Here is a 25622-nt window from a genome sequence, read left to right on the forward strand (position 1 = left end):
TATTTAATTTATTATTGATTTATCTATTCTCTATCTATCTTATATAATCTTCCCTGATCTGTTATGGCGTACAATGCACCATCAGTTCCCTGAGTAATATCACGAAAACGTTGGCTTTCCCCTGCAAGTAGCCGCTCTTCACCGGTAACACGGTTATTGTCAATTATCAAACGCACAATATGCATTCCGCTTAAGGAACCTATGAAAAGATTGTTTCGCCATTCAGGTACTCGTTCACCCTTATAAAATGTCATACCGCTTGGTGAAACCACTGGATCCCAGTAATACACAGGTTGGCTCATGCCATCTCTTTGCTGAATTCCGGTAAGCACTGGCTGCCCGCTATATTCCAGTCCATATGTGATTGTCGGCCAGCCATAATTGGCACCTGGCTGAATCCTGTTTAACTCATCTCCTCCGCGAGGACCATGTTCGCTTTGCCAAAGTTCACCAGTTACCGGATGAATTGCCAGCCCTTGGGGATTTCGGTGACCGATGGAATATAACTCAGGTAGCGCACCTGGCTGGCCTGTAAAGGGATTTCCGGCGACAGGTTGCCCATCCCGGTTGATCCTGATCACCTTACCGATAGATGCGCTTGTAGACTGAGCCTGGGCCCTGGTCACATTATCTGCACGTTCGCCTGTACTGGCAAATAAATTACCGGATGGATCAAAGACCACCCTTCCTCCATAATGATTTACCCCGTTATATGCCGGTGTAGAACGGTAGATTATCGTTACTGCCTCTAAGGACCGTTCATCACTTGAAAGCCTTCCCTTAGCAACTGAGGTGCGGTTCCCACCGGTAGTTGGCTCAGAAAAAGACCAATAAACCATTCTATTGCTTGAAAAATCCGGATCAAGACATATACCCAGTAACCCGCCCTGTCCATTTGCATTAACAGCAGGAACCCCTGCTATTGGTTCGCTGATCGTTCCGCTGCCATTTACTATTCTCATTCGTCCCGCCTTTTCATTGATCAAGAACCTGCCGTCTGGCATTACTGCTATTCCCCATGGGGCAACGAGCGCTGAGGTGACTACTGTTGTACGAATCCGTGTGGAAGTATTTACAGCAGAAATTCTGGTCTGTCCGGTAAAGGCAGGGCTGTAACTTGAATTGGGAGGGTTCCGCTCTACCGACGAGCCGGAAGTTGGAACAGTAGGTGCGGGCTCCCCGGCATCAGGTTCACTTTTTTTCGAACAGGAAAGCAGTGTAAAAGTGACAGTGCAAATGACCAGTATGATCCGCGAATAGTTTAATATAGGTAGGTTCATACTCAAATAAACAGTTTTAGTTTAGATATCAAGTCTTATAATAGACGGTTCAGGAAATTTCATAGATGGTTTAAGGATTTCCATAGATGGCAACTGTTTTTATAGGAGCGATAGATGATTTATTTCAATTCATCTATGTATTTCGCCTGACTGTCTAGTAGAAAAAAAACTTCGGGATAAAAATCGCTCCTTTGCAAATTGATGGTTGAGATTTAATGTATATTGAAACATCAAAGAAAATAATTATAATTTTAAGTCATTCATGACGCGTTATCACAAAATATTCCAGGCGGTTTTTAGCATCGACTTCGTTGCGGTTATCGCATTGTTTATCGGTTTTTTTCTTCCGCTTACAAAATCAGTGGAAATGCCCGCAGTGTTCTGGATAAAGCAGGGTATTGAATATGCTATTTATACCATATTATATTTTGGAAACCTGTACCTGCTTTTCCCAAAACTGGCAAATAAACGGTTCGGCTTCCTTTATTTCATTATCGTTTGCCTGATAGTTTACATTATTCCAATATTTCTTCGCTCGATCAGGAAGGCAGTTGAACTTTATGCTGAAATGGAGAAAGCCTATACCGCGGCAGGACAAAAGTTTTGGGCCAGTGATCATTGGGATACCACGATAGTCATTACGGTTTCTGTAGTTTTCATTACCTTAAGTTATATCTCGGCTGTTGCAAAAAAAATGCATCGAAACCAGCTTGCCTATGAAACATCTGAACGGGAGAGAATCAGCGCAGAGCTATCCTTTTTAAAAGCACAGATTAATCCCCACTTCTTTTTCAATACCCTGCACACGATATATGCTTTGATGGATACCGATCAGCCCGCCGCCAAGAGTTCAATTTACAATCTATCCCACATGATGCGGTATGTCCTTTATGATACTAGGGGTGAGCGAACTTCGTTACATAAGGAAATCGATTTCATTGAGGATTACATTGCGCTTATGAAAGTCCGGATATCTCCTGAAGTGCAAATAATCGTTGATAAACAGCCTAATTTGCCAAATATGGAGATTGTGCCGATGCTTTTGCTGCCCTTCGTCGAAAACGCTTTCAAACACGGCATCAGTGCCATTCAGCCCAGTTATATATTTATTGGTATATCCGTGGTGGACAATTATTTGAAGTTCGAAGTTCGAAATTCGCTCTTTGAAACCCTTGGCAAGCAGCTCGATGAAGATCCTGGAATCGGCATTGCCAATACCAAACGACGGCTGGATCTGCTTTATCCGGAAAAGTACAGTCTGGAAATCGACCGGGATGAAAATGCAATGGAACACAGCATCACTTTAAAAATCAGTAAATGAAAATAAATTGTATTGCGGTCGATGATGAGCCAGCTGCACTAACCCTCGTTAGTTCCTACATAACCAGAACTCCGTTTTTGCAGTTAGCAGCAAAATTCAACAATGCGCTGGATGCTTTAAAGCATATTCACGCCGACCCTACCCTGCACTTAGTTTTTCTGGATATCCGCATGGCAGACCTGAACGGCGTTGAGCTGGCAAGGATCATCGAGCAATCGGACAAGAAAAAAAATTTGAGGGTAGTATTTACAACCGCTTACGACCAGTATGCCCTGGAGGGCTTTAGGGTAGATGCACTAGATTATCTTGTCAAACCATTTAGTTTTGTCGACTTCTCAAAGGCGGCCACCAAAGCCTATGATTATTTTATAATGAAGGAAAATAGCCTGGTTCAACCCGAGCGTATTACTTCCCAGCCGGAAGACGTCAAGCAATATGTTTACGTAAAAGTTGAGCATCAGCTGGTCAAAGTGGAAATAGAAGATATCCTATATATTGAAAGTCTTAAGGATTATGTAAAAATTCATCTCAAGCATTCAGACAAAGCATTGCTTACACTGACCAGCCTTAAAAAACTGCAGGAAAAATTACCGATAAATCAATTTATCCGGCTTCACCGGTCGTTTATCGTTTCAACCTCTGCTATCAAATCTGCCACTAAAACATCGGTACTTGTGGGCGACACAACCATTTATGTTAGTGAACAGTTCAAGGAATCTTTCAATACATTTTTAAACAAATGGGTACTATAATACAATTAGTTTAAGGCACGAAATTCATTTGGGGTACTGCCAACACGCTTTTTGAATAGCCTGATGAAATGCTGTGGGTATTTGAAGCCGAGTTCATAAGCAATTTCGCTAACCGATTTATCGGTTTCAAATATTTTATGCTTGGCAACCTCAATAATTTTTTCCTGGATAAAATCCTGTGCGGTTTTCCCGGTCTCCTTTTTGATGAGGTCACCAAAATAATTTGCAGAAAAATGCAGCTCCTCGGCGCAATAGGCCACTGAAGGAAGGCCAATTGAGTATGGCTTTTCCGATAGAAAATAGCCATTTAGCAATGCTTCAAAATTTTCCAGAACGCCTTTATTTACAATATCCCTGGTAATGAATTGCCGGTCATAAAAACGCTCACAATAATTCAGCAAAAGTTCTATAGTAGATGCAATCAGTTTCTTGCTATGTTTATCAATCGCATTGCGAAGTTCGGCATCTACCTTTGCAAAAAGATCCAAAACCAGCTGTCTCTCTTTTGAGGAAAGATGCAAAGCCTCGCTGGTATGATAGCTGAAGAAATGATAATCGGCCAATGCCTTTCCCAGCGAAGTACCCCGGATCAGATCCGGATGAAATACCAGGCCGTGGCCTTTAGGCTGATAAATATCTATTTTATTTTCTACATCAACTGTTTGCCCTGGAGCAATAAAAACCAGTGTGCCCTCCTGATAATCATAATAATGACGTCCATACTTGAGGTCGCCGCACTTCACATCCTTTAAGAAGATACAATAGACATCAAAATCCATTTTACTTCCCGAACGCTCCTCGGCCTTCGAAAAGTCAATCACACTCACCAGCGGATGATGGGTCTCATGGTTGTTGAAATCATTGTACTCACTGATTGACTTGAAGTTATATTCCTTTTCCATCCTGTTATCTCTTTACTAATACAAACTTAACAATTTCAATAGTGTTATAATTAGATTAGAAGTGCTATCAGTAAAATTGGTAGTAAAAGCAGGAATCTGTATACCTGTTGAACCATCAACGGGTCGGATATTTGTACTCTATATTTAAGACTAGAATAATTTATCTATGGAAACAGTAAAATTAAACAACGGCCTCGAGATGCCTATATTGGGATTTGGGGTATTTCAGGTAACTGATCTTAAGGAATGTGAAAGAAGCGTAATCGATGCGATAGATAGCGGGTATCGCCTGCTTGATACCGCTGAATCGTACATGAATGAAGAAGCTGTTGGAAAAGCAATAAAGGCAAGCGGGATCGATAGAGAAGAGCTCTTTGTGACCACGAAATTATGGATAAATTCGAATGGCTATCAAGGTGCCAAGACTGCATTTGAGAACTCCCTTAAAAAACTACAACTCGATTATCTTGACCTCTATCTTATCCATCAGCCCTATGGCGATGTATATGGTGAATGGCGGGCAATGGAAGAACTATATAAAGAAGGAAAAGTAAAGGCCATCGGCGTCAGCAATTTTCAGCCCGACCGACTAATTGATCTTATTATCCATAACGAGGTTGTACCTGCTGTAAATCAGGTAGAGACGCATCCTTTCCATCAGCAGATAGATGCACATCAGTTTATGAACGACAATAAGGTGCAGATTGAATCTTGGGGGCCTTTTGCAGAAGGTAAAAACGATATGTTCAAAAATGAGGTACTTGGTGGCATTGGGAAGAAATACAATAAATCGATTGCCCAGGTTGTATTGCGCTGGCTTACCCAACGCGGTATCGTAGCCATTCCAAAGTCTGTTCGTAAAGAGCGTATGCAGGAAAACATCAACATTTTCGACTTTCAATTAAGCGCCGAAGAAATGGAAACCATCAAAACGCTTGATTCCGGTACCAGCAGTTTCTTCGACCACCGTGATCCGGCAATGGTAAAATGGTTGGGCGAGCGAAAATTAAATCAATAATAAAATTACCATTATGAAAAAAAGAATATTGGGCAAAAACGGGCTGGAAGTATCAGCCCTGGGCCTTGGATGTATGGGCCTTAGTTTCGGTTACGGACCGGCAGCAGAAAAAAGTAAAGCGATCGAACTGATTAAATCAGCATATGAACAGGGAATAACATTTTTTGATACCGCTGAGGTATACGGACCCTATACGAATGAGGAACTTTTGGGGGAGGCGATTCAACCCTTTAGAAACGAAGTGGTAGTCGCGACTAAATTCGGCTTTAAAAATGCCAGGACCACTGAAGGCCTGGATAGCCGCCCGGAAACAATAAGAGCGGTGGCTGAAGCATCGCTTAAAAGACTGCGCACAGATCGAATCGACCTTTTCTATCAGCACCGCGTAGATCCTAATGTACCGATGGAAGATGTAGCCGGTACTGTAAAAGATCTGATCGCTGAGGGAAAAGTAAAACATTTCGGGCTTTCGGAGGCGGGGGTTCTTGCTATACGGCAAGCCAATGAAGTATTACCGGTAACGGCTTTGCAGAGCGAATATTCATTATGGTGGAGAGAACCCGAACAGGAAATCCTGCCCCTACTTGAGGAACTCGGGATTGGCTTTGTTCCATTTAGCCCACTTGGCAAAGGATTCCTAACGGGTAAGATTGATGAAAAAACAAGTTTCGATAAATCCGATTTTCGCAATACCGTTCCAAGATTTTCTGAAGAAAACCGAAAAGCAAACCAGGTATTAGTTGATCTGCTCGGCAAAATTGCCACAAAACAGAATGCAACCAATGCGCAGATCGCACTGGCATGGCTCCTGGCGCAAAAACCATGGTTAGCCCCGATTCCGGGAACCACAAAACTGAACCGTCTTCAAGAAAATATTGGAGCGGCAAATGTGGAGCTATCTACTAACGATCTTCAGGAAATCGAGACCGCAGTATCCAACATCCAAATTCAGGGACATCGCTATACAGCACAGGCGCAGCAAATGATTAATAAATAATAAAAACAACTAACAAATCAGATATGAAAAAGTTATTTTTTTTAACGTGTCTTCTGGGTGGCCTAATGGCGCAAGTTACATTTGCCCAGAATACTCCGATATTTCCAAAAGGAGAAAAATCTCCAAATGTGCATCATACGGGCAACGTATGGCTCACAGAGCTTAATGCGCCCGACAGTGTATTCTCTTATGGAACTTCTGTTGCAATATCTGACCCCGATGCACGCCTGAACTGGCACATTCATCCGGGTGGTCAGATCCTGATCATCACCGACGGTGAAGGATATTACCAGGAAAAAGGCAAAGAAAAAAGGACGGTAAAAAAAGGTGATGTGATCAAATGTATGCCGGGAGTGGAACATTGGCATGGTGCAACACCAAAAACAGGAGTTACCTATATTGCCACCTCGCCATCAGCAAAAGGAAAAACCATCTGGCTAAAAAAGGTTTCAGACGATGAGTATTATGGTAAGAAGTAATTCAATATTTCTCCTATTTTTTATTCCCTTTATTTTCTCAGCGTGCAAGTCAGATAGGCAAAATGAGATGTCACAATCCCTGGTGATCAGGGAGCAGGGAAGCTTTTCTATCGGGGGCACAAAAAAGACTGTAACCGGGGAGTTTAACGTTAGTAATGCCCTCGATTCTGCGGGGCAAACCTTTCATGGCGACCATGCCTACGCATTCTACCAGATCCCCGAGCAACCAAGGAAATATCCAATGGTATTTCTCCATGGCGCCGGTCAGTCAAAAAAAACATGGGAGACAACGCCAGATGGACGGGAAGGATTTCAGAATCTATTTCTTCGCAAAGGTTATAGCGTTTATCTCCTGGACCAGCCACGCCGCGGCGAAGCGGGTAAAAGTATCATCCAAGCCACCGTATCTCCACTCGCTGACGAACAGTTCTGGTTCACCCAGTTCAGGATCGGTAACTATCCGCAATATTTCGATGGTGTACAGTTTCCAAAAGATCCTGCTTCACTCGAACAGTTTTATCGGCAGATGACCCCAAATACAGGCCCGTTTGACGGCAAGGTTATTGCCAATGCTGTTTCGAGCCTATTTGATAAAATCGGCGAAGGTATATTGGTCACCCATTCCCAGGGTGGTGGTCCGGGCTGGATTATTGCAATTCAAAATCAAAATGTCAAGGCCGTAGTTGCGTACGAGCCATACAGTGGTTTCGTTTTTCCAAAAAATGAATTGCCTAAACCGATAAAGTCCTCAGGATTGTTCGGAGAACTGGTAGGGGCCGAAATCCCAATGGATGATTTTAAAAAACTGACAATGCTGCCAATCATTATTTACTATGGTGATAACATTGCTAATCATCCCTCCACGACATGGAATAGTGACCATTGGCGCTCAGGTCTGGAGATGGCCAGGATATGGGCTGCAACGATAAACAAATATGGTGGAGATGCTAAAGTTGTGCATCTTCCTGAGATCGGGATAAAAGGCAATACCCATTTTGCCTTTTCTGACCTAAATAATATTGAGATTGCAGATCTTTTATCTGCCTGGCTGAAAGAGAAAGGTCTGGATAAGTAAAATTGGTAGCAATCTCCGTAATTCATATACCCTCGAAGCATTAAAATTGGGGAAATTTGTTGTCAAAGAAATCGCTTATGAAAACAATAATTCATCCCGGCATGGTGATCGCTATAGTGATTTGCATGCTTTCAAGCTGTACAAAAGCCCAGGTCCCTTCTTCCACAACGGAGAAAAGGTTAGAGGGAAAAAACATTTTGATCGTTTATCTATCCAGAACCAATAACACCAAAGCTATCGCAGAACTTATTCAAAAGGAAGTTGGCGGAAAACTGGTTTCATTGGAGTTACAAAAGCCTTACCCGGAAAACTATCAGGCAATTGTAGATCAGGTAGCAAAGGAAAACGCTGATGGTTACCTGCCCCCTCTCAAAACCAAAATAGATAGCATAGAAAAGTTTGATGTGATATTTTTGGGATTTCCAACCTGGGGCATGCAGCTCCCGCCTCCTATGAGAAGTTTTTTAAGGCAACATGATCTTAAAGGAAAGACCCTTATTCCCTTCAACACCAATGCCGGCTATGGCATAGGAAGTACTTTTCAGACGGTAAAAGAACTGGCGCCGTCAAGCACTATACTCGAAGGCTTTTCCATTCAGGGCGGAAAAGAAAGGGATGGTGTATATTTTGTCATGCAAGGCGACAAAAAAACAAAGGCGAAAGAAGAAATCATCAAATGGTTGGAAAAAATCAAGGTTAAAAATTAAGAACAGCAATGAGAATATTTAACATTAAGTCTCTGGCACTATTTCTGGGTAGTATATTTTTTCTGATTTCAAAAATGTCTGCACAGGAAAATATAATGGTAAGTTCACTGAATGCAAAGCAACGGAGCCTTATCGCGATTGCAGCACAGACCGCAAATGGTGATTTGGAGGGTTTGAAAGAAAACATGACCCTAGGTTTAACCTCCGGCCTTACCATCAATGAAATTAAGGAAGCCATCGTACATTGTTATGCATACTGCGGCTTTCCACGTAGTATCAGGGCATTACAAACCTTTATGTCTGTATTGGACGAGCGGAAAGCTAAAGGACTTAACGATCCATTAGGTTTGGAAGCATCTCCGGTAAGCACCAATGATAACAAGTATGATCGGGGAAAGATAGTACTGGAAAAGCTGACCGGCATACAAGAGACCGGACCCAAAAAAGGTTATGCAGCGTTCTCGCCTATTATAGAAGTGTTCCTGAAGGAACATTTGTTTGCAGATATTTTCGAAAGGGATGTACTAACATTCAAAGATCGTGAACTATTGACCGTATCAGTAATCGCCAGTATCGGTGAGGCTGAACCAATGTTGTCCTCACACTTGAATATTTGCATGAATGTGGGGCTCACGCCGGCTCAGTTACAAGAATTTGTTAGGGTGATCAAACCAATTGTCGGCAAAAAGAAATCTAAGGCCACGCAAAAAGTCCTCAACGTCGTTTTAGACAGTAAAAAGAAAGAATAATATGAAAGCTTTAAAAGAACTCGGTTTATTAATAACACTAAGCATTACAATTATGGTATCGCCAGTGCTTGCACAATCATTAAAAAAGACGGAAAATACAAACCCTTATACACTGGTATATAAAGGAGCTATAACTAAAAATGAAGCAGGAAAGGTCAATATTCATCTTGTAAAATATAAGATCAACGGGATTAACATCGCTGCCAATGTTTATACCCCGGCTAATTATAATCCATCAGAAAAATATCCCGCTGTGGTAGTCGCTCATCCAAACGGCGGAATCAAAGAACAGACAGCAGGATTGTATGCACAGCATCTGGCAGAAGCAGGGTATATTACCCTGGCCTTCGATGCAGCCTATCAGGGCGCTAGCGGTGGCGAACCCCGTCATACAGATAAACCTCAATATCGTACGGAAGATATCTACGGAGCAGCAGATTTTATTATCAGGTATCCAGGAGTAGATGCAAAACGTTTAGGTGTTTTGGGTATCTGTGGAGGTGGTGGTTATACTTTAAAAGCAGCTCAGTCAGACAAACGTTTTAAAGCGGTTGCAACTTTGAGTATGTTCAATTCAGGAGAGGTAAGACGCAACGGCTTTCAAAACTCACAGGTTAATACCATTCAGGAAAGACTGAAACAGGCTTCAGATGCTCGCACTCTGGAAAAAGAAAGTGGTAGAATCCCTGAAGATGGACGGATAGAGACAGGTGGAAAATCAATTTTTTCAGGGGTGGCAAGTATAACCGATGAAGAAATCGCCAAGACTTCAACTGATCTATATCGTGAAGGATACGAGTATTATTACAGAACGCATGCCCATCCAAATTCTACGTTTTTGTATACGACAAGCAGCCTAATGGATTTAATGACCTGGGATGCTACAGACCATATTGCTTTAATCGACCAACCATTGTTAATGATTGCAGGAAGCAAGGCAGATACTAAATACATGACAGATGAAGCATTTGCAAAAGTTACCAACTCGAAAAAGAAGGAACTGTTCTTGATTGAAGGCGCTACCCACATACAAACTTATTGGAGGCCAGAGTACGTAAGTCAAGCTGTGAATAAACTAACGGATTTTTATAAAACCAATCTTTAATATGGCTATGCAATGTAATGTTAAATATTTAATTCTGTTAATGGTTATTGCTATTTCCTCATGCAGTAACCAAAAAAAAGAGTCAGAGAGTCAGCCCTTATTTCCAAAGGGGAATAAAAACACAAGTAAAAACTTTACAGGCGAAGTATGGTTAAAGTCACTTGTTGATGCAGATACTTTAAATGGCAATACAGTAGGAAACGTAACTTTTTCTCCAGGAGCAAGAACTAACTGGCATTCACATCCAGCGGGTCAGATAATTTTAGCTACAGAAGGCGTCGGCTATTACCAGGAAAAAGGCAAAAAGAAGATTATACTACATAAAGGGGATATTGTAAAATGTCCTCCAAATCTTCCTCATTGGCACGGAGCTAGTCCAGAATCCAAGTTTGTCCAGATTGCGATAAGCAGTCGCGATCATGGCCCAGCTGTTTGGCTTGAAAGCGTAACCGATAGCGCGTACGTATCAAATTAATGCTGATGCGTTATCAAGTTTAAATTAGATACGTTAATACAATAGTTGAATAAATCAGTTTTTGTTTGAAAAAAAGTTTAGGGTAGTAAGATAAATGCGTCATTAGAAAAATCGTTATGGAAGTTTCTTTTTTCGATATTGCCCTTCGATTTTATTTTTTAATGCTTTTTCAAAATTCACAATCCTTTCACAATGCTCATAAAAGTTCGAACTTCCGCGGATTGACTCTACTAATTAAAAGCTCATCGAAAGATGGGCTTTTTTTGTTTAGATACATTTATAATTAGTTAGCTTTCGTCTTAGCGAGACGCTTAAACGAGATGAGCATCAGTGCATAAGCAAAAGCGCTTAAAATAAAAGATCATTTTTTTACGTTTTATATTGATATATCAATTATATTTGTATCAACATAATTAATATGAATAACAAAAACCCAACAGCAACAGTACTTTATTTGATTGAACACGCAATTAAGGAGTATAGAAAAATATCACAAAGGAATATCTCAAAAATTGTAAAAGATATTACAATAGATCAATGTCTAGTCTTAATAATCCTTAACAAGGATGACAAAATTTCTCAAAATGAATTGGCAAATCTTGTATTTAAGGATAATGCATCCATTACGAGAATGATAGAATTAATGGTTAAAAAAGATTATCTAAATAGAACTATTCATCAAGAAGATAGAAGGAAATTTAATCTTGAAATAACCGAAAAAGGAAAAAAAACCCTAGAATTAATAAACCCAGTTGCAAAACTAAATAGAAAAACGGCACTAAATGGCTTGTCGTTAGAAGAGATTAATTTACTCGAAAAAACATTAAATAAAATAATTACTAATTGTAAAATCTAAGAAATGAAAAAAGTATTTAATCTATTATTAATCTACGTTGTAATCTGCTTCAACTCAAAAGCGAATGCCCAGGATTTTACAGAACGAAATAAACAAATATTGGAAATAGCAGATAATATTAATGAATATTACATTTTTGAAGATGTTGCAAATCAACTTTCTAAAAAATTAAAATCAGAAATAGATCTTAAAACTTTTGACAATCTTACTGATGCAGAATTTGCAAAATCGCTCTCCTCCTATTTAACAAAAAACGGAAATGATTTACATTTCAATGTATTATACCGTCCAGGTAAAGAAGAAGAAAAAGCAGTCGATGAAAAGGAATTGCTAAAAAAATACGATGCTATTAATAAACAGTGGAATTATGGTTTTGATAAAGTGATGAGATTAGATGGAAATATCGGTTATATTGAATATACCGGATTTCCAGAGGGAAATAAATCTGCTGAACAAATTTTAGATGCTACAATGAATTTTGTTTCAAATACAAATGCTTTGATTATAGACTTAAGAAACAACCGGGGCGGTGATGGCAAAATGGTAAGGCTATTTTTAAGTTATTTCTTTAATGAAAAAATTAAATTAAGTGAAATTTACACCAGATATAATAATAAAACTGAAGATAAGTACACATATAAAAAAGTAAATGGCAAAAAGTATTTAGATAAACCAGTATACCTCCTTGTAAACCATAATACCATTTCTGCCGCTGAAGCATTAGCATATAATTTACAGCAAAATAAAATTGCAAAGGTAATTGGAGACAAAACCTATGGAGCAGCAAATCCTGCAAAAGTATTTTTTATTGGCAAAAAATATCAGTTATTCATCCCAATATCAGTTGAAAAAAATACGGTCACAAAAACGAATTGGGAGCATACAGGTGTTCATGTTGATGAAAAAGTAAATTCTGAAAAAGCATTAATAAAAGCGCAAATTATAGCACTTGAAAATCTGTTAAAATCAAACACAAAAACAGAATTAACGGAAAATGAAATTAAAGAAAATATTGTGAAATTAGAAAAACAATTGTAGGCAAATTTTTTCTTATTGCTAACTAGGGTTTGGCAAAATGGGGGCAGAATTACTAAATTATCTCCAAAAGGCTAAAGTAACCAAAATAATGTGTGAAGATAAGCACCTCAATTATTTACCCATTTTTATTTTTTCTGTATTGTCCCGCTACCTTGTTTTCCAGTACTTTTTCAAAATTCACGATAGCTTCACAATGCTCATAAAAGTTCAAACTTCCGCAGATTGACCCTACTGATTAAAGCTCATCGAAAGGTGGGCTTTAATTTTGCTAAAGTAGCGCTTGTTTCAGTGATTTACAGACAAGCGAATTCAGGGTGAATCATCTCTTACAGGTTTTCGCCATTTTGAAAATTCTCCATCTCTTTGCTAACCTCATCAAGCAATTGCTTTTCTGTTGGCAAATAAAGTTTGTACTGGCTGGCAATAATTTGTTTTTGTTCGTCAGGCAGGGTAAATTTTACAACTGCATCATTTTTGTCGGCACAGAGCAAAATTCCTATAGTTGGGTTTTCATGAGATAGTTTTTTCGATGCGGTCATAGTAGTTGACATACATCTGTAACTGACCGATATCCTGATGGGTTAATTTATGTGTTTTGATTTCAATGATTACAAAACATTGTAGCAAACGGTTATAAAACACCAGGTCTACAAAAAATTCATCGCCCTCAATATGGATTCTCTTTTGCCTTGATACGAAAGAGAATCCATTGCCCAGTTCGAGTAAAAAATCCTGCAAATGTGTGATAATAGCACTTTCTAAATCCTTTTCATAATAAGAGGACTCCCTTTTTAATCCGAGAAATTCCAGAAGCATCGGATCCTTAATTATTTCTTTGGCATCAGCAGGCTGTTTTTCATTTTTGGCAACAGCTAAAACACTTTCTTTATCATTGCTTAATAAAAGTCTTTCATAAAGATTACTATAAACCTGCCTTTCCAATTGCCGCGACGTCCAGTTGTTCTTTTTTGTTTCAGCAACATAAAATTCTCTTTTTTCTTTACTGTCAACACTAAGGAGTAATTTATACTGTGTCCAACTCAATTGTGCATGCAGTGCATGCACAATCGGGAAAGTACGGTAAAATTGACGATAGAGATTCATCTGACGAATAGAAAAGCCACTTCCAAATTCTGGCTGCAACTGTTCTGAAAGGTATTTGATCAAAAAACTCCCATAATCTGCCCGGTCTTTGCTCTGCTGCTCTTCTTCAAAAATACATTTACCGATATGCCAATACATTAGTGTCCGTTGGTGATCGACAGCTCGCACCGCCCTATCATTGAATTGGGCTATGATCGCCGCGGATTGACCATACTGCTCAAAAGCTCATCGAAAGATGTTTTTTTTTGTTTGAGGGGATCTATCCCATACTCCATTTACTGACGCAGAACTTGCCCAGTTACGTAATAATCCACTTAATTTTAATTATTGAGGTTCACAGTTTTTTCAATATCCTTCAACACCCATTCCAATTCCAAATCTTTACCTGCTAAATAATCTTCAATCTGGTAGGTTATCGGAACATCGGGCATAACACCCCGGCCGTCGATATGGCTGAGGTCACCAAAATATGCGGGGATATTTCCATATTTCAGCAGCAATTGACTATGAGGCAGGACTACGCTTTTGTGCACACCTGCTGTGAAGATATTTTTACTGCCGCCAGTCTCTTCACCCACAAGCGTTACGTTTTTTAGATTTTTCAGATTTGCTACCAGGAGGCTACTTGATGAAAAAGATCCTCCGTCAATCAGCACGTATATTTTTCCTTTAAAGGTAAAGGAATAAGGTTGGATCATTTGGTAGTCGGACATAGGTCTGTTGTCAACCCAGTTTCTTATTTTCGGATTGTCGTACAGCTTTTTCTGTTGTTTGATCTCATCGGGAAGTCTGAAAAAATACCTGGGGATATCTAGCAGATGGCTGTAAATCCTGGCAGCCCAAATTAGTTCTCCGCCGGTATTACCTCTTAAATCGATAACCAGGTTTTTTGGTTTATGCTTTTCTATGTCGGCAAAAATACCCTCATAACCCACAAAGTTAGGTTCATTATAAAAAGTGCGGAGTTTGAGATAAGCAACATTTTGATCAGCAGTTAACATTCTATATTCAGTAGTAGGCGGGAGCTTTATACCAATGCTGTCAAACCCTTTCTCCTGACGTGCTTCTAATTTAATTTCCCTGGAGTTTCTTGACGACTTGAGCAGAATATTTAGCGGAGCTTTTTCCGGAAACAAAAACCGGTAACGTTCTGCAAATAAACCAGCATTATTCATCAAATATCTCTTGTAGGTTGTATTGTAACCATCCCCGGTGATATAACTATTTAAGTTATCAATCAACTTTGTTGCAGGCACTTCATTAATACTCAGGATCTCTGTGCCTCTTTTAATTGTAGAATCGGCAGATAAATTTTTTGCAATAAACAGCCTTTTTCCGTTCACATAGTAGCCGAACTGATAAATGGGGTGTTGCAGTGACGGTTTTTTCAAAAAAGCAATGTCCTGCGGCGTGAGTTTCGAATAATCCAATTCAACCGTCAAATGCCCATCACCTATACTGCTGATCACCCGTTGCAACTTGATATACAGCGCAATTGGGGTAATAGGCTTATCTATTGTTTTTCTTAAACTGTCGAATTTATAGTCAAGTGCTTTTTTAGGGATGTACAGATATAAATTCGGATGTTCTCTTTCGAGTGTAGCTTGTACGAGATCAATGTCTTTTTTAAGATCAGACGGCGGATACAATTGTTTAGACATCTGATCCAAATGCTGCGCATTTAAATCGACTGTTGTACCAAAAAATAGCACAAGAAAAATGAGAGCTGAAAATTTCATGTCACTAAGATAAACCAAGCAAACGCAATTTTAAAACAGTATTGCCAGATTTAATACTTTTTAAGTCCTAATGTTCACGACCGCCCAACAGATAACTTTGGGTTTCTCTTTAAACTAAATAAGATCAAGTTCGCTTAAAAAAGCAGCAATAAATAAGTGTAAAGTTTTATTTTTGAAGCTTCTCCTTAAAATCCTTAAACATGCATAACTTTCAGGCGCTGTTCGATTACGTGGAAAAACTTTCAGGCAAAACGCTTTCAGCGGATGATAAGCAAATATTTACCGCTCATTTCAAACCTAAAAAAATAAGGAAGCGACAGTACTTTTTACAGGAAGGCGATGTATGTAAATATACCGGATTTATTGTGAAAGGGGCGGCCAAAACATTCACCGTAGATGAAAAAGGACATGAGCACATCTTAAAGTTAAGTATGGAAGACTGGTGGTTAGCCGACTTTGAAAGTTTTTACAAACTGACACCGAGCCGCTTCAATATCGAAGCGCTGGAGGATATGGAGATCTTACAGATCACCCATAACCTGGTAGAGGAATTTATCAAACCCATTCCTGCTTTTTTAGCGATGCAGAATGTGCTGAGTCAAAACAATACCATCGCGGCCCAGAAAAGAATGCAGTCTTCCATCAGCCAAACTGGAGAAGAACGGTTTCAGGAACTCGTTAACGATTATCCTCACTTTATACAGCGGTTCCCGCAAAATTTAATTGCTTCCTACCTGGGTTTAACACCAGAAACCCTGAGCCGGATCAGGAAGAACTCCTCAAAATAGATTGATCTTTGTCAAGCGTATTTAATGACTTTTGATAAGATGCAGGTCGTTGTGCAAGTGCATCTTTGGCCTAACATTAAATAACAAAGATCATGAGTAAATTAAAAAACAAAGTTGCCGTAATTACAGGCGGCAATAGCGGCATTGGTTTTGGTATTGCCGAAGCATTTAAAAATGAAGGCGCTGTTGGTGCTATTGTGGGCAGAAACCCTCAAACTTTAGCAGATGCTGCTGCTCAGCTAGGCAATGATTTTATAGCCATCAATGCCGATGTAACCCAGCTTACCGATTTAGAAAACGCTTTTAAAGATACCGCCGAAAAATTCGGCAAAATAGATGTACTGGTAGCCAACGCCGGTGCAGGTACAACTGGTACAGTGGTCGATGTGAGCGAAGCTGACTACGACAAAACCATGGACCTTAATCTGAAAAGCGTTTACTTCACGGTGCAAAAAGCATTACCCTATATGAATGATGGCGGGTCTATCATTCTTATCGGGTCGAATGCCGCACATCGCGCATACCCTTCATTTGGACTTTATGGCGCGGCAAAAGCGGCCGTGATCTTTTTGGCAAAAAGCTTTTCTAACGATTTGTTGGCCAGAAAGATCAGGGTAAATGTAATCACACCGGGCACTACAGATACACCTGCATTTGACAAATTCGTACCTGTAGAACATATCGAAGCGGTAAAAACACAATTTGCAAGTGTGATGCCAATTGGCAGGATCGGGCAGCCATCAGACATTGGTAAAACTGCGGTTTTCCTTGCTTCCGAAGATTCTTCGTTCTTGCTTGGCGTCGAAATCCTTGTTGATGGCGGCATGACTTATTTGGCGAAGTAATTTTTTATTCCGGTGGTCTGTGCTTCCACAGACCACCGGAATAACATAACAGCTACTCCCGAGCATCTCACCGTTTTAAATAGAATATTGCGCACCTTGGTCTTTATATTGGCCGGCAATATAAAATGGGTGTTGAATTAACATCGTTATGGTAATAAATCCCCAAAGGTGGTACAGTTTGAAATATAACGCGAAAAGGGTACTTTAGAGCACTTTACGGCTTCCTCCGTCATATAGGCTTAAACTGAATTACATGAATAATGAATATTTCGAATGTGAAATTTTAAGGGCAAGCAGGATAAGGCTGTTGCAATTAACAGAAACCATTGATTACGAAATATTATTTAAAATTCCGGAGGGTTTTAACAATAATATCATTTGGCAAATTGGTCATTGCATCACTTCTCAACAGCGGCACATATATATGCGTAGCGGATTGCCCATGTATATCTCTAAAGAATTTATGGAATCCTTCAAAATTGGATCGTCGCCGGCTTCCTGGAGCACTACGCCAGATCTGAATGAGGTGAAACATTTATTGATCCATACCGTTAACCAACTTGAATCAGATCTGGAATCCGGATTATTTATCAACTATGAACCCTTTGAGTTACCCATCGGATTTCAAGTCAAAAATCATGTGCAGGCTCTACAAGCCGCAAACTATCACGAAGCAGAGCATAGTGGGCGGATTTCCATGTATTTGAAGCTACTGCTCAAAGAATAGATTACCTCAAATAAGAGCAATATTTACCGCATTCTTAACGCTGTGACTTCAAAAAGACCAGAATATGCTTTCGTTAAATAAATCTCTTCAAGAAAACTTGAATTGATTATTACTGCAGGTACAGATTCATCCAATGCCCTTGCCCCTTTCACTCAGCATCTGCAAATGAGAACTCACTGATTGGAAAGGGGCCTCAAAATGAGTATTTTATGTTTAATTTTAGTTGGATGGTTTAAGGGTTCCGGTTGAATAGGTGGCAGAGCCATTAGCATTGTTGTTTGATGCACGGGAAACTTCCAGATTTCCATTAATCAGTACGAAAAAGGTAAGTGTTCCATTATTGCCCGTATTGCTGCCGCCAGATGCATTGTTAATGGTACTGTAATCTTTATTTGGAACAGGATCGCCAAGGGAGGTTTCACCGTATTGACTAGCTGAAAACTTCATTCTGGTGACGACTAAAAAATTGTTTTTATTGTTTTTTAACGATCCGCTGTAGAGATGACCGTTCAATGCGTTTTGTTCGGGTGTTTTTTGAAAGAAATAGCTCTCCAGGGTTGATGTGCCTTCAAAGGAAGCAATCTGTTCGTTGCTGATGTGAAAAGTATCTTTAGCACTGGGGCTCCAGATAATGGTGATTACGCCATCCTTGTAGGTATAGTTGCCATGATCAGAAGCGCCGAGGCCGTTGCTAATGAAAGCATCCGCGTTCGCACCAAAAGTGATAATGTAGGGCAGTGTGATCTGGTTGATGGTTGTATGTTTTCCTGCAATGTAAAATTTGGTGATGTCGAGGTTGTTTTCAGGATTGTTGTTGCTGTCTTTTTTACAGGATACAAAGGCCAGTACAAACAATAATGGCAAGCATTTTAAGCAATTTTTTAAAGTTTTCATAGGTAGCTGTTTTTAAGGTGATCAATTCTTCTTCATTACATTTTTCTTTAAGCAATGGATTTAGGCCCCATTGCAAACCCCAGGTAATCCCTGGAGCTTACGGAGCCAAAACCCTTAACTGGTACTAATGTAGCTGTTGGCGTGAGCTCATTTCCTACTAATGATTGGAGACCCACTCCTACTTTGTGAATGGCTTATCGGGATGAGTGAGTAATTAAATTTAATTAATTCTCAGACAAGTTGAATAACTTAAATAGCCCTGAAGTTAGACGTTCGATCCTGCTGCCTGCCAGCAAACTGAGCGATCTTCAAACCTGATACCGGGTTGATAGCTGGTATGGCTGTAACGGATGTTGTAGGGGTCCAATTTATCGGATTGAATACAACGCTAAATTTTAATGAAAAATTAATCAGAAGCAAATCGCAAATGCGCTAACCTGGTTAATCCTGTATTATTTGATCTTTAAACCAGGTATCAGCGGTTCGGTGTCGATGAGTTCCAGTTCTTTCACCATTTTTAGTGTTGCGTCTTTGTACTTAAGAAAATGGGGCGTCTTCACATGCGAGGCATAGGCTTCTTCTGTTGCATACATTTCCAGTATAGTTAGATGGGTTGGCCTATTCTTTTCAAAAACGGCATAAAGTGTGAGTACTCCAGGTTCTATTGCCATGGATGCCTCAATCTCCTCCTTCAACAGCTCCTTATAACTGACAAGTTGAGCAGAATCGATCACGAGTTTGGAAAGCCGCACCTTCTGTGGGTTGAAAACTTTGGTGTTACTGATCATGGCACTCATCGAAATCACCAAAAGAATTAGAGCGGAAAAGCCCATGAAGTAGCTGAATATTTTCATTTTATCTCCTGTTATTTTTTTAGCGACTTTGTTTTTGCAAATGCACCCCGAGCTACCTGCGCCTGTTCTTCACTGATTTTTTCGCCGATCAGTGAGAAAAGTTCGGTGAGCTGATCCTCGGTAATCCCGGTATTGATTCCCATTCCAATATGCGATTGCAACTGTCCTTCGGTGCCTTTCATGGCGGCCAAAGCAGAAATTGTTACCCACTCTCGCTGGTGGTAGCTGAGCACCTGGCTAGCAAATATATCGGCAAAGAGGTGCTCCTTTAAAAAGGCATCTATTCTTGGCGCAAATACGCCAAAGCCAGGTGCAGGTTTAGCCTGCGGCATTTTAGTTAGTTGTTCCAGTACCTTTCTGCCCGTTTCGTAACGTCCGGAGGTATCGGTTAGCGGATTATCGTCCTTACCCTCCACATCGGCAATCCCCTTTTTCTTACGTTCCTCCAGCACCTCCCTGAAGCTTGCAATGGCATTAAGGCTTTTTGGAAAACCACAATAAGCATATAACTGAACAAGCGATTCCTTGATCTCATTTACCGTCAGACCTGCATCTAAGCCCCTGTTTAGCTCGGGATTTAGTTTCTCCATGTCTCCCACTGCTGTAAGCGCTGATATGCTTGCCAGGCTTACCTGATGTGGATGGAGCGCATTATAGTTGATTTTTTGTGCATTCATATTGTTTGAATTTAATAGCAGTATAAAAAGAAGTATCCAGCTTTGTAAACTGATTTTTTTCATCTTTCTGTGTTTTATTTTTTATTGACCGCGGCGTATTCCTCAGTGCTTACCGGCGCCAGCCATTCGACATTCTTTTCGCCTTCAAAGTTGGTCAGGGCAATATGAACAAGGCTGGTCTTCTTGCCTGCACCGTGCCAATGTTCAAGCTCCTCGGGTATATTGATCACATCTCCTTTTTTTATTGCCTTTGCAGGCTTTCCTTTTTCCTGATAAAAGCCATTTCCATCGGTCACGATCAATACCTGCCCTTTGGGATGTGTATGCCAGTTCGTTCTTGCGCCCGGCTCAAAAGTTACCGAGCCCATTACGAAATTATTGTTTTCATCGCGTGATACCAGCGGCATGAGGTAGGCGTTTCCGGTAAAGTATGCTGCAGGAGTACGTTCCCCTTTTGGGAAGAGGGAGTTATTATCTGTTGTTTTCATATTTGTATTTTCTTTTTTATGCTGACATGACGCCAATAACACCATTGCCGGTAAGGCAAAACGCAGCATTACTTTTAATTGTTCTAACATCGGTTCTGTTTACTTTCTTCACTGACCATCAAACTCAGGGTTAGAAAATTGGGTTAAAGGAATTTTATTCATATCTTATCTATCTCAAAGATCGGGCGACAAATCGCCAGATCGCTTATACAGATTGCTGTTTTTCCTACCATAATTACCGGTGTTGGTAAAGAAGATGACCGATATGGTAAATTTGAACAAAGTAGAACCAAAGTGGAAAAGATCAAAAGACTTCAAAGTGTTACCCAATTTAATCAGGAACGTGGACAGGAAACCCTCCACCCGCTAGTGACGGTACTCGACCAGTCTAAATCGGGCAACATTACGGCTACGCGTTTTCTTTCTGAACTGTATATCGTTTTTCTAAAGGAAGAAAAATGTGCGGATATGTTGTATGGCCGCGGCCATTACGACTACCAGAACGAAACACTGATTTTTATTGCCCCCAATCAAATGGCAGGCTTCGATGAACCTGATGCCACTATCCGTCCAAACGGCTGGGCACTTGCCTTTCATCCCGATTTCATCAGGGGCACCGCATTGGCCAGAGCGATGCGGGACTACCATTTTTTTTCTTATGGTTCCAGCGAGGCCCTGCATGTTTCGGAAAGGGAACAGAAGATCCTCCTAGAGTGTTTTGAGAAGATTAGATTCGAACTGGAGCACGCCATTGATAAGCATAGCAAAAAACTGGTCATCAGTAATATCGAGATGCTGCTGAACTATTGTGAGCGGTACTACGACAGGCAGTTCACCACCAGAGAAGAAGTTAACAGGGACATTTTGACCAAATTTGAGGAATCGATCCATAATTACTTTGATTCCGGAACGGCAGCTCGACTGGGGCTACCAACAGTAGCCTATTTTGCGGATGAATTCCACCTCTCACCGGGATATTTTGGCGATCTGATAAAAAGGGAGACCGGCATTTCCCCTCAGGAATATATCCAGAACAAATTAATCGATCTGGCAAAGGAGCATTTTTTTGCCGACGACCGTTCGATAAGTGAAATCGCCTATGAGCTTGGATTCAAATATCCCCAGCACCTTACCCGGCTATTTAAGCAGAAGGTTGGCAGTACGCCGAATGAATACCGCAGCATGAACTAACAGGTAGTTAATCTGTGTATTTACCTAATAAGCTTTAGAAATTACCAGAAAATTCTACTGCTATTAATCAGATGGCGTAGATTTTTCACAGCCTAAGAAGATTCTGTCAATCAATTAAAAATTAGGCCTTTGGCAGATTATTGAAAGCCGTAAAGCTTTGGAGGAACATTTATTTACAATCACCCCTGTTAAATCCAATAGTATTCCTATAAAATTGGGGAGATATATCTGTTTTACTTTTAAACACCCGGCTGAAGTAGTACTCGTCTTCATAGCCAAGTTCGTAGGCGATTTCTTTGATCGTTTTATCGGTAAGGTACAATTCCCGCTTTGCTTCGATGATAATCCTTTCCGTGATCAGATCGGATAACGTTTTGTCAAAGTGATTCTTGGTAATCCGTGCGAGGGAGCTGGGTGTTAAATGCAAGAGGTTGGCATAGTCGCTGGCAGAATGTTTGATCCTGAAATTGTCTTCTATGGCATTTTTGAGGTTTTGGATCAGAAACTGTTGTTTCCCATTCACCGTTTCCGAATGATGAAGCGTTTGCTGCTCAAGTTTGATCCTTGTAGCCATCACCAGCAAAATTTTAAGATAAGATATCAGCACCTCGTCTTTTCTGAAAGCCTCTGCTTTTAGTTCATCGGCCATTCCCTGAATCAGATTTAAAATAGTTGCCTTACAACCGTCGCTGAGGTTAACAAACGGCTGCTGATACACATTGTTAAATAAAATACCATTAGCGGCAATTTCCTGATGATGACGGTATATGCAAAAAAAGTCGTGATGAAACTGGATGGAAATGCCCATTAGCGGCTTTTCCGATTGCAGCATGAATGGCTGATACGGATAGAATGCAAATAGCGTATGCGCTTTAAAAGTGTAATCAGAAAGATCAACTGTAGCTATCCCCTCGCCGGATGTGATTAAGATGAGGGTGAAATAATTATTGCGCTGGATATGGTCGAAATAACTATTGTTATCAAACTCAAATAGTTTGAAGGCCAGATTTCCATTCTGTTGGTTAATGAGCGTATGTACCGATTGAGACAACATGATGTTTACGATTTAGCCAGTCTTTTTTTAAAGTCTTCATTGAGCTGAATACACTCTTTTAAACAAATTCCATCGATGATTTTTGGCCCAGCGCCCCATTTTGGTACATCTTGTGTAGCCAGGATATTGAATTTGGAAGTTGAACCACCGACAAAAGGTACAGCTGTTCCATAAATGATTTCGGGGATCCGGTGATGACGTATCACATAAGCACACATGATACAGGGTTCGTGGGTAGTATACATGACCGACATTTGGAGCTGATCCAGATAACCATTTTTTATAGCATCTCTCACCGCCAGTATTTCCGCATGGTTCGTGATATCTCCAGTTGTTTTTCCCGATTCGATACCGGTACCGATTATCTTGCCTTCAAAAACGATTACCACACCTACCGGTGGATCGCCTGCTGCTAAAGCGATCTTCGCAAGATCAAGACATTGGTGCATATAATATTGATCATCCTCTTGCATTACTGATACTAGGTTTGGTTCCGCTAAAATACTCAAAAATATAGGATCATTTAAAAACTGTCCTCCGCGAAAACCAGAGGACAGTTAACATGTTGCATTAGAAAATCAAAAGATCGTAACCTTCGTTTCTCAGGTTCAGAGAACTTGGCAAACCTGGGGTACCTGGTACTTCATTATCGTTCAACAGGTCATAACCGGATACTTCGGTACCGAATACAGCAACACAGCCTTTCGAAAGACCATGAACATGATCTTTTACTTCTTTGTAAAGACCATAAACCGGATGCTCTGGTTTCTCCAATTGTTCGGGCCATCTTACACCTGCGCCCTGAAAAATGATTTTTACATCTTCACCGGCATGTTTAAATTCGTATGCCGATGCTAAAGCATTAAATACGCGTCCGAGTGCTTCTTCCGAACCAGCCTTGGGATCAGAAAGAATAATTATTGCTGTTTTTTTCATTTGAATATTTTTTTTAAAAAATCGTGGTGAAACCATTTATTCATCAGTCAAAGATGCGGCGATCATGGTTTTTAAAGAATGGATGATTTTTACTATATCATGGAGTTTTTTTTGCTTGATTCGGTTCATTATGGGCGGCATCAGCCTGGTTACTAGGAACCCGGGCGAACGAAAGTCTGCCATCCCCGCATGGTTTCGATAAAACGCTCGCTCAAACCGCCCTGACGCAGATAATCTGCGGTAACAGGAAGCTCAGGACTATCATACATCGGATTTGCCTTTACCTGGAGCGGAAAATCACGCTGAAGAATGCCCGCCCTGGCGATCAGCACAAAATCACAACCTTCATCCAATAGCTGTCCGGCACGTTGGGCACTCATGATCTTTCCGGCTGCACCTAAACGCACGCCCTTACGGGGAATTTCGGCAAATACACTGAGCATGCTTTTTCCCTGAAATGCCCCTTCCCGTACCAATTGAGCCGAATCCCATAGGGCCAGGTCGAAATAATCGATCAGCTCGCGATCAAAAATCTCTGCAGTGATGTCGCGCAATTCCTCCATGCGCAGCCCGTAACGCTCGATCGAAAGTCGCCAACCGATCTGAAAATCAGGACCACAGGCCTGGCGAATACCTTCAATAACCTCCATCGTAAAACGTGCACGGTTTTCCATGCTACCTCCATACTTATCCTTGCGGTCGTTCAAATTTGGCGACATGAACTCCGAAAGAATCCAACCAAAAGCACCATGCACGGAGATTCCATCGAAGCCTGCGAGTTGTGCTCTTTTTGCGGCTGCGATGAAACTATCGCGGATCCGCTCTACCTCCTCAGTCGTGATCGCCCTAACACCCTGCACTGTTTTACCGGATGCAGGAGCCGGTATTCCACCTACTGATGGTTTGGCGCGGTGCCCGGCATGATGTAACTGCACCGCAGATAACCCACCACCTTCACGGATGGCTGTGGCCATTTGAGTAAGGCCAGACAAGTGTTTATCACTATGGATACCCAACTGCCGCTCAAATGCGATACCATCAGCATCCACTGTAGCGGCACTGGTTTGAATCAATCCGTAACCGCTTTGGGCAAGTTGCGCTATCCAATATTGGTCGTATTTGGATGCTGTACCGTCGTAATCGCTTTGCTGACTAGTTAAAGGGGCCATCATAAAACGGTTTCTCATTGCCGGGCCATGCAGCAGGGTGAGTGGTTTAAACAGATCAGAAACAGACATTTTTTTAAACTTTTATGGTTTATTTAATCTGTTACAAAGATGCCAGGATGATGATCTGGAGAAAATGGAGGATTTTTACTAAATGATGGAAGATTTTGAATTTAAATCTGTCTTGCCGGAATCTTAAATTACCATCTATGAGTTCCTGAAAATGACTAGCGGCTTTTGTTGATCTCTATAAGCGCAAACCAAAAGTTATACGCGCTTGGATATACAGCTATTGTTCGAATTGATAAGAGAAGCAAAAAGAGTACACATTCTTTACTAAATGTAAGTATTTTCATACAAAATTTACTTAAAATTGCATACGAAACCAACATTTTGCTTAGCTTG

The 25622-nt window shown here is 40.6% G+C and carries 29 protein-coding genes; 16 read left to right on the forward strand and 13 right to left on the reverse strand.

Annotated elements, in window-relative coordinates; translation table 11 throughout:
• Positions 1-23: 23 nt before the first annotated feature.
• Complete coding sequence (locus R2S57_RS27585; RefSeq protein WP_316848140.1) at positions 24-1280, reverse strand: PQQ-dependent sugar dehydrogenase; 1257 nt, start codon at positions 1278-1280, stop codon at positions 24-26.
• Between the two features lie 262 nt (positions 1281-1542).
• Between R2S57_RS27585 and R2S57_RS27590 the strand changes: the two genes are divergently transcribed.
• Complete coding sequence (locus R2S57_RS27590; RefSeq protein WP_316848141.1) at positions 1543-2601, forward strand: sensor histidine kinase; 1059 nt, start codon at positions 1543-1545, stop codon at positions 2599-2601.
• Complete coding sequence (locus R2S57_RS27595) at positions 2598-3353, forward strand: LytTR family DNA-binding domain-containing protein (protein ID WP_316848142.1); 756 nt, start codon at positions 2598-2600, stop codon at positions 3351-3353. The genes R2S57_RS27590 and R2S57_RS27595 overlap by 4 nt, the downstream gene beginning before the upstream one ends.
• 5 nt (positions 3354-3358) lie before the next feature.
• On the opposite strand, the gene R2S57_RS27600 is transcribed toward R2S57_RS27595, so the two are convergent.
• Positions 3359-4255: a helix-turn-helix domain-containing protein gene (locus R2S57_RS27600; RefSeq protein ID WP_316848143.1), complete on the reverse strand. Its 897-nt coding sequence runs from the start codon at positions 4253-4255 to the stop codon at positions 3359-3361.
• A 166-nt stretch (positions 4256-4421) separates the two neighbouring features.
• On the opposite strand from R2S57_RS27600, the gene R2S57_RS27605 reads away from it, so the two are divergent.
• From R2S57_RS27605 to R2S57_RS27650, 10 genes are all read left to right on the forward strand, one after another.
• Complete coding sequence (locus tag R2S57_RS27605; protein WP_316848144.1) at positions 4422-5273, forward strand: aldo/keto reductase; 852 nt, start codon at positions 4422-4424, stop codon at positions 5271-5273.
• A gap of 13 nt (positions 5274-5286) precedes the next feature.
• On the forward strand, positions 5287-6270 hold the full coding sequence (locus R2S57_RS27610; RefSeq protein ID WP_316848145.1) for an aldo/keto reductase: 984 nt from the start codon (positions 5287-5289) through the stop codon (positions 6268-6270).
• 23 nt (positions 6271-6293) lie between these two features.
• Positions 6294-6749, forward strand: coding sequence for a cupin domain-containing protein (locus R2S57_RS27615; RefSeq protein ID WP_175632619.1), 456 nt, complete (start codon positions 6294-6296; stop codon positions 6747-6749).
• A gap of 67 nt (positions 6750-6816) precedes the next feature.
• Complete coding sequence (locus R2S57_RS27620; protein ID WP_316848146.1) at positions 6817-7824, forward strand: alpha/beta fold hydrolase; 1008 nt, start codon at positions 6817-6819, stop codon at positions 7822-7824.
• A gap of 77 nt (positions 7825-7901) precedes the next feature.
• Positions 7902-8531 carry a flavodoxin gene (locus R2S57_RS27625; RefSeq protein WP_316848147.1) on the forward strand — a complete coding sequence of 210 codons (630 nt, stop codon included), beginning with the start codon at positions 7902-7904 and terminating at the stop codon, positions 8529-8531.
• A 74-nt stretch (positions 8532-8605) separates the two neighbouring features.
• A complete protein-coding gene (locus R2S57_RS27630) occupies positions 8606-9280 on the forward strand; it encodes a carboxymuconolactone decarboxylase family protein (protein WP_316848148.1) in 675 nt (224 codons plus the stop codon).
• 1 nt (position 9281) lies between these two features.
• Entirely contained in the window at positions 9282-10385 is a 1104-nt protein-coding gene (locus R2S57_RS27635; RefSeq protein ID WP_316848149.1) for an alpha/beta hydrolase, read from the forward strand.
• A 1-nt stretch (position 10386) separates the two neighbouring features.
• Positions 10387-10860, forward strand: coding sequence for a cupin domain-containing protein (locus tag R2S57_RS27640; protein WP_316848150.1), 474 nt, complete (start codon positions 10387-10389; stop codon positions 10858-10860).
• 418 nt (positions 10861-11278) lie between these two features.
• A complete protein-coding gene (locus R2S57_RS27645; protein ID WP_316848151.1) occupies positions 11279-11716 on the forward strand; it encodes a MarR family winged helix-turn-helix transcriptional regulator in 438 nt (145 codons plus the stop codon).
• 3 nt (positions 11717-11719) lie between these two features.
• A complete protein-coding gene (locus R2S57_RS27650; protein WP_316848152.1) occupies positions 11720-12754 on the forward strand; it encodes a S41 family peptidase in 1035 nt (344 codons plus the stop codon).
• A 326-nt stretch (positions 12755-13080) separates the two neighbouring features.
• Here the strand turns inward: R2S57_RS27650 and R2S57_RS27655 are convergent, their stop codons facing one another.
• The 3 genes from R2S57_RS27655 to R2S57_RS27665 form a co-directional block, all read right to left on the reverse strand.
• Positions 13081-13293, reverse strand: coding sequence for a PDDEXK nuclease domain-containing protein (locus tag R2S57_RS27655; protein WP_316848153.1), 213 nt, complete (start codon positions 13291-13293; stop codon positions 13081-13083).
• Positions 13265-13996 carry a YhcG family protein gene (locus R2S57_RS27660; RefSeq protein WP_316848154.1) on the reverse strand — a complete coding sequence of 244 codons (732 nt, stop codon included), beginning with the start codon at positions 13994-13996 and terminating at the stop codon, positions 13265-13267. Before R2S57_RS27660 ends, R2S57_RS27655 begins: the two co-directional genes overlap by 29 nt.
• Positions 13997-14178: 182 nt before the next feature.
• Positions 14179-15597, reverse strand: coding sequence for a S41 family peptidase (locus R2S57_RS27665; RefSeq protein ID WP_316848155.1), 1419 nt, complete (start codon positions 15595-15597; stop codon positions 14179-14181).
• 200 nt (positions 15598-15797) lie between these two features.
• Here R2S57_RS27665 and R2S57_RS27670 point away from each other — a divergent pair, with 200 nt between their 5' ends.
• The 3 genes from R2S57_RS27670 to R2S57_RS27680 all read left to right on the forward strand — a co-directional run bounded on the left by R2S57_RS27670 (position 15798) and on the right by R2S57_RS27680 (position 17957).
• Positions 15798-16385, forward strand: a complete 588-nt coding sequence (locus R2S57_RS27670; protein WP_316848156.1) for a Crp/Fnr family transcriptional regulator — start codon at positions 15798-15800, stop codon at positions 16383-16385.
• A gap of 92 nt (positions 16386-16477) precedes the next feature.
• On the forward strand, positions 16478-17230 hold the full coding sequence (locus R2S57_RS27675) for a glucose 1-dehydrogenase (protein WP_316848157.1): 753 nt from the start codon (positions 16478-16480) through the stop codon (positions 17228-17230).
• 253 nt (positions 17231-17483) lie between these two features.
• Positions 17484-17957: a DinB family protein gene (locus R2S57_RS27680; protein ID WP_316848158.1), complete on the forward strand. Its 474-nt coding sequence runs from the start codon at positions 17484-17486 to the stop codon at positions 17955-17957.
• Between the two features lie 219 nt (positions 17958-18176).
• Here R2S57_RS27680 and R2S57_RS27685 read toward each other — a convergent pair whose 3' ends face one another.
• From R2S57_RS27685 to R2S57_RS27700, 4 genes are all read right to left on the reverse strand, one after another.
• Positions 18177-18851, reverse strand: coding sequence for a hypothetical protein (locus R2S57_RS27685; protein ID WP_316848159.1), 675 nt, complete (start codon positions 18849-18851; stop codon positions 18177-18179).
• Positions 18852-19303: 452 nt separating this feature from the next.
• The gene (locus R2S57_RS27690) at positions 19304-19705 is read right to left on the reverse strand and encodes a putative quinol monooxygenase (protein ID WP_316848160.1); all 402 of its coding nucleotides are present in this window, start codon (positions 19703-19705) and stop codon (positions 19304-19306) included.
• Positions 19706-19716: 11 nt separating this feature from the next.
• A complete protein-coding gene (locus R2S57_RS27695; RefSeq protein WP_316848161.1) occupies positions 19717-20445 on the reverse strand; it encodes a carboxymuconolactone decarboxylase family protein in 729 nt (242 codons plus the stop codon).
• Between the two features lie 11 nt (positions 20446-20456).
• Complete coding sequence (locus R2S57_RS27700) at positions 20457-20960, reverse strand: cupin domain-containing protein (protein ID WP_316848162.1); 504 nt, start codon at positions 20958-20960, stop codon at positions 20457-20459.
• Positions 20961-21164: 204 nt separating this feature from the next.
• On the opposite strand from R2S57_RS27700, the gene R2S57_RS27705 reads away from it, so the two are divergent.
• Positions 21165-22061, forward strand: coding sequence for a helix-turn-helix transcriptional regulator (locus R2S57_RS27705; protein WP_316848163.1), 897 nt, complete (start codon positions 21165-21167; stop codon positions 22059-22061).
• Between the two features lie 169 nt (positions 22062-22230).
• Here the strand turns inward: R2S57_RS27705 and R2S57_RS27710 are convergent, their stop codons facing one another.
• The 4 genes from R2S57_RS27710 to R2S57_RS27725 form a co-directional block, all read right to left on the reverse strand.
• Complete coding sequence (locus R2S57_RS27710; protein WP_316848164.1) at positions 22231-23115, reverse strand: helix-turn-helix transcriptional regulator; 885 nt, start codon at positions 23113-23115, stop codon at positions 22231-22233.
• 5 nt (positions 23116-23120) lie between these two features.
• On the reverse strand, positions 23121-23588 hold the full coding sequence (locus R2S57_RS27715; RefSeq protein ID WP_316848165.1) for a nucleoside deaminase: 468 nt from the start codon (positions 23586-23588) through the stop codon (positions 23121-23123).
• Positions 23589-23685: 97 nt separating this feature from the next.
• Complete coding sequence (locus R2S57_RS27720; protein WP_316848166.1) at positions 23686-24051, reverse strand: DsrE family protein; 366 nt, start codon at positions 24049-24051, stop codon at positions 23686-23688.
• Positions 24052-24203: 152 nt separating this feature from the next.
• The gene (locus R2S57_RS27725; protein WP_316848167.1) at positions 24204-25289 is read right to left on the reverse strand and encodes an NADH:flavin oxidoreductase; all 1086 of its coding nucleotides are present in this window, start codon (positions 25287-25289) and stop codon (positions 24204-24206) included.
• Positions 25290-25622 lie beyond the last annotated feature (333 nt).

Source organism: Pedobacter psychrodurus (assembly GCF_032678585.1).
Taxonomy (GTDB): domain Bacteria; phylum Bacteroidota; class Bacteroidia; order Sphingobacteriales; family Sphingobacteriaceae; genus Pedobacter; species Pedobacter psychrodurus_A.

Coding starts and splice junctions, on each gene's coding strand:
- R2S57_RS27585 (WP_316848140.1), bottom strand. CDS start 1,280: ATGAACCTACCTATATTAAACTATTCGCGGATCATACTGGTCATTTGC.
- R2S57_RS27695 (WP_316848161.1), bottom strand. CDS start 20,445: ATGAAAAAAATCAGTTTACAAAGCTGGATACTTCTTTTTATACTGCTA.
- R2S57_RS27645 (WP_316848151.1), top strand. CDS start 11,279: ATGAATAACAAAAACCCAACAGCAACAGTACTTTATTTGATTGAACAC.
- R2S57_RS27595 (WP_316848142.1), top strand. CDS start 2,598: ATGAAAATAAATTGTATTGCGGTCGATGATGAGCCAGCTGCACTAACC.
- R2S57_RS27640 (WP_316848150.1), top strand. CDS start 10,387: ATGGCTATGCAATGTAATGTTAAATATTTAATTCTGTTAATGGTTATT.
- R2S57_RS27635 (WP_316848149.1), top strand. CDS start 9,282: ATGAAAGCTTTAAAAGAACTCGGTTTATTAATAACACTAAGCATTACA.
- R2S57_RS27700 (WP_316848162.1), bottom strand. CDS start 20,960: ATGTTAGAACAATTAAAAGTAATGCTGCGTTTTGCCTTACCGGCAATG.
- R2S57_RS27725 (WP_316848167.1), bottom strand. CDS start 25,289: ATGTCTGTTTCTGATCTGTTTAAACCACTCACCCTGCTGCATGGCCCG.
- R2S57_RS27600 (WP_316848143.1), bottom strand. CDS start 4,255: ATGGAAAAGGAATATAACTTCAAGTCAATCAGTGAGTACAATGATTTC.
- R2S57_RS27625 (WP_316848147.1), top strand. CDS start 7,902: ATGAAAACAATAATTCATCCCGGCATGGTGATCGCTATAGTGATTTGC.
- R2S57_RS27655 (WP_316848153.1), bottom strand. CDS start 13,293: ATGACCGCATCGAAAAAACTATCTCATGAAAACCCAACTATAGGAATT.
- R2S57_RS27710 (WP_316848164.1), bottom strand. CDS start 23,115: ATGTTGTCTCAATCGGTACATACGCTCATTAACCAACAGAATGGAAAT.
- R2S57_RS27685 (WP_316848159.1), bottom strand. CDS start 18,851: ATGAAAACTTTAAAAAATTGCTTAAAATGCTTGCCATTATTGTTTGTA.
- R2S57_RS27620 (WP_316848146.1), top strand. CDS start 6,817: ATGTCACAATCCCTGGTGATCAGGGAGCAGGGAAGCTTTTCTATCGGG.
- R2S57_RS27665 (WP_316848155.1), bottom strand. CDS start 15,597: ATGAAATTTTCAGCTCTCATTTTTCTTGTGCTATTTTTTGGTACAACA.
- R2S57_RS27650 (WP_316848152.1), top strand. CDS start 11,720: ATGAAAAAAGTATTTAATCTATTATTAATCTACGTTGTAATCTGCTTC.
- R2S57_RS27660 (WP_316848154.1), bottom strand. CDS start 13,996: ATGTATTGGCATATCGGTAAATGTATTTTTGAAGAAGAGCAGCAGAGC.
- R2S57_RS27690 (WP_316848160.1), bottom strand. CDS start 19,705: ATGAAAATATTCAGCTACTTCATGGGCTTTTCCGCTCTAATTCTTTTG.
- R2S57_RS27680 (WP_316848158.1), top strand. CDS start 17,484: ATGAATAATGAATATTTCGAATGTGAAATTTTAAGGGCAAGCAGGATA.
- R2S57_RS27715 (WP_316848165.1), bottom strand. CDS start 23,588: ATGCAAGAGGATGATCAATATTATATGCACCAATGTCTTGATCTTGCG.
- R2S57_RS27670 (WP_316848156.1), top strand. CDS start 15,798: ATGCATAACTTTCAGGCGCTGTTCGATTACGTGGAAAAACTTTCAGGC.
- R2S57_RS27590 (WP_316848141.1), top strand. CDS start 1,543: ATGACGCGTTATCACAAAATATTCCAGGCGGTTTTTAGCATCGACTTC.
- R2S57_RS27675 (WP_316848157.1), top strand. CDS start 16,478: ATGAGTAAATTAAAAAACAAAGTTGCCGTAATTACAGGCGGCAATAGC.
- R2S57_RS27605 (WP_316848144.1), top strand. CDS start 4,422: ATGGAAACAGTAAAATTAAACAACGGCCTCGAGATGCCTATATTGGGA.
- R2S57_RS27630 (WP_316848148.1), top strand. CDS start 8,606: ATGTCTGCACAGGAAAATATAATGGTAAGTTCACTGAATGCAAAGCAA.
- R2S57_RS27720 (WP_316848166.1), bottom strand. CDS start 24,051: ATGAAAAAAACAGCAATAATTATTCTTTCTGATCCCAAGGCTGGTTCG.
- R2S57_RS27615 (WP_175632619.1), top strand. CDS start 6,294: ATGAAAAAGTTATTTTTTTTAACGTGTCTTCTGGGTGGCCTAATGGCG.
- R2S57_RS27610 (WP_316848145.1), top strand. CDS start 5,287: ATGAAAAAAAGAATATTGGGCAAAAACGGGCTGGAAGTATCAGCCCTG.